This is a genomic window from Stappia sp. TSB10P1A, from assembly GCF_900185725.1.
Lineage (GTDB): Bacteria > Pseudomonadota > Alphaproteobacteria > Rhizobiales > Stappiaceae > Stappia.
Genome location: NZ_FYAU01000044.1, coordinates 1 through 2708, shown reverse-complemented (window position 1 = coordinate 2708; position 2708 = coordinate 1). Strand labels below are relative to the sequence as shown.

The 2708-nt window shown below is 68.6% G+C and carries 5 protein-coding genes; all 5 read right to left on the bottom strand.

The genetic code is table 11. The annotated features are described in order from the left end of the window. Window positions 1-209: 209 nt before the first annotated feature. The 5 genes from TSB10P1A_RS22610 to TSB10P1A_RS22590 are packed head-to-tail and all read right to left on the bottom strand — an operon-like array spanning window position 210 to window position 2556. Window positions 210-659: a phage morphogenesis protein gene (locus TSB10P1A_RS22610; RefSeq protein WP_186390231.1), complete on the bottom strand. Its 450-nt coding sequence runs from the start codon at window positions 657-659 to the stop codon at window positions 210-212. Between the two features lie 42 nt (window positions 660-701). Further along, window positions 702-947 carry a hypothetical protein gene (locus TSB10P1A_RS22605; protein ID WP_186390230.1) on the bottom strand — a complete coding sequence of 82 codons (246 nt, stop codon included), beginning with the start codon at window positions 945-947 and terminating at the stop codon, window positions 702-704. Then, window positions 947-1291: a hypothetical protein gene (locus TSB10P1A_RS22600; protein WP_186390229.1), complete on the bottom strand. Its 345-nt coding sequence runs from the start codon at window positions 1289-1291 to the stop codon at window positions 947-949. The genes TSB10P1A_RS22605 and TSB10P1A_RS22600 overlap by 1 nt, the downstream gene beginning before the upstream one ends. Further along, window positions 1288-1956 (bottom strand): DUF2786 domain-containing protein, encoded by a 669-nt coding sequence (locus tag TSB10P1A_RS22595; RefSeq protein ID WP_186390228.1) that lies wholly within the window; start codon window positions 1954-1956, stop codon window positions 1288-1290. The genes TSB10P1A_RS22600 and TSB10P1A_RS22595 overlap by 4 nt, the downstream gene beginning before the upstream one ends. Window positions 1957-1968: 12 nt before the next feature. Next, window positions 1969-2556, bottom strand: a complete 588-nt coding sequence (locus tag TSB10P1A_RS22590) for a hypothetical protein (RefSeq protein WP_186390227.1) — start codon at window positions 2554-2556, stop codon at window positions 1969-1971. Window positions 2557-2708: the final 152 nt, after the last annotated feature.

The window sequence follows — 2708 nt, the reverse complement described above, 5'->3', positions numbered from 1 at the left end:
GCCGTAGCTGCCATTGCACCACCTCAAGACCCCGGCGGGTGCCGGGGTTACAGGAAGCGACTATGGCGGCGGCGGCGCGTGCCGGACATCCGCGCAGGTGCGCGGGAGACGTCGATATTCGGGGAGGTGCGGGAGATTGGCCGGAGCATCCGGCCGCGCCGGGCGGCTGTCAAGGGCGCCCCGCAGAGCCCGGCAGGTCGTCTTGCGCGTCAGGTCGTCTTGCGCCGCTTCGCCCGGCGCTGATACGAGGCCCTGATCCGGTCGGCGAGCTTGGGATATTCCTCATCTGCTGCCGGGCGCAGATAAGGCCGCGCGGGGATCGTCACCTGCGTGACGATCGCGAATGTGCCGTCGTCCAGGCGGAATTTCAGGGCCTGCCCGGTCTTGGGTCTGATCGTGCCGCCGAGCTCCTGGATCCGCGCATAGACCACGTCGCGCACCCCCCACGTCCCCTTGACGCCGCTGCTATGGGGCGCCGCATAATCGGCGATGTCGATGCCGCCCTCCAAAATCGCCGTCCGGTTGTTCCAGGTGTGGTTTCGTTTCGCGTGCTGCACGCACGCGGCCATGGTCTCGTTGACGCCGTCAATCTGGGCGGCGCGCATGTCCGCCTTGACAGCCTTGCCGTACCATTTGAGCGATTTCGGCTTGCGGGCCATCTTGGGTCAGTCCGCCATCTTGGGTCAGTCCGCCATCTTGGGTCAGTCCGAGAGTGCGGCCGGCACCGCCCCTGACGGGAGGCGCGGGATCACCGCCGGCGTCCACCATTTGCAGGCCGTCGCCTGGGCCGGGAAAGGCACTCCCGTGCCCTCCAGCAGCCAGACAGACGCGCCGTCGCTCACCCAGATCAGATGCCCGGCCGGTGCGACCTCCGACCTATCCCGCCACACCGGCGAGGCGTCTGTGAGCACCTCGACATCCCGTCCGGTATATCGCGTCTGGTCCATCACCCGATCCTTTTCAAAGCCGCTTCAAGGTGCGTGTGCTTGCGCTGCACCGGCCCCTCCACCTTCAGGCGGCCGGTGATCAAAGGCTTGCCTTTCGCATCGGTGATGCCGGCGATCTCGTCGTGCTCGGCGATATCCGCGCTGAGGGCGAACAACGCCCGCATGTCCTCGACCATGGCGGTCTTGTCGCCGTCGACGATCTCACGCGAGGCATTCGACCAGACGAAACACGGCAGCGTGCCGAGCGGCTGGAAATCCGGCGCGACCGGATTGTTCCAGCCGTCCCGCCCGGTCGCCTGGTTGCGCTCGACGAGCGCCCGCATGGTGAGACGGCCGGCGATCATGTCAGCGCCAGGGGGGCCGTATTCTCGCCCTGAAGGCCGGCATTGAGGTTTACCTCGCTGCCGGCGAGCGCGCCGCGCAGGCTATCGCTGTCGGTGCGCCCTCCGGAGCGGTTCGCCTTTCGCGGCTCGACCGTGACGAGGCCAGGACGATAGGTCTCCAGGTATTGCCGCACGAGAGGGTCGGCCCGTCGCTCGGGGATCAGCGCCTTGATTTTCAGGTAAACCATGCCAGCCCAGCTCTCGCAGAACACGTCCGCCCGCAGGCGCTTGCGCGCCGGCTTGCAGCGCTTCAGGTGCGTCTTGATATACGCCGCGCGCTCGGCCTTCAGCCGGCGAAACAGGACCGCGTACGCATAACTCGCGATCTCTGCGCTTGCCCCCCGGCCGACGAAGGCGCGGTCGCCGCGCGCATCGAGATAGCAGGTCACTCCAAGCGCCTGGCCAACGGTGTTCGCCAGGATCACGTCCCACACCGGCGGCCGTTGCACCCGGCACGCGCGTGCGGTCGCCTCGTCGATGTCCGCCAGTTCCAACTGCTCGTCGGTGACCCCGTGCGCATCCATCAGCTCGCGGGCCTTGGCGAGCGCCGCTGCGGCCTCGTTTTCATTGCCGCTACGGGCGAGCGCGAGGCACTTGCGGATCTTGTTGAGGATCTTCTTGTCCATGCCCCCCCTCCATCAAGCCATCGGCATGGCGCTGCCGCCCAGGGCAACACCGAGCCAGGCGAACACCGCCTCGCGAGCCTCCGCGCGCTCGGCACCGGTTGCGGCCGTCCATGAATAGTCGCCCGCCCGCTCGCTCTTGAGGCCGGCCGCCGCCTGTCCTGGCGTGTCGAGCGCCATGATGCGGATGACGGCCTCGTCCCTCAGTCCCTGGGCGCCGGTCGGCGTGTAGGTGACCGACACCAGCGGCGCCCAATGCGAGCGACCGTTGTCGCCGTCCAGCAGCCGCAGCAGGGTGCGCCCGCCGTGCAGGACCCGATAGTCGGACGGCGAAAGCGTGATGTCGTTCGCCCCGCTGCCGCTCCAGCCGGGGTCCGTCTCGATGATGGTCACCGGCTCTCCGGCATCGAGCGGCCGCGCGAGGCGCAGGGTGCGCAGACCCCGCGTATCCGGGTCGGACGGGTCGCCAAAGTCGACGGTGATCGGCCCGGCCGGGCCGAAACGGGCGTCAATCTCCGCCTCGATGCCGGCGATCATCGCGGCAAGCTCGTCGTCGGGCAGGTCCGACCCGGTGCGCGCTTTGACGCGGTCTATGAGAGCCATTCGAAGCCTCCTGAAAAAGTGCCGGCTCCGGGCCAGTCGCGCCGTTGCCCTCGGGGGCTTTCGCTTCGGGATTACGCGCCGCCGCCGGCCGCCTCGATCCGCTCCTGTGCCTCCACCACCCACGCGGCCCAGTCGGCCTCGCCGGCGCCGGA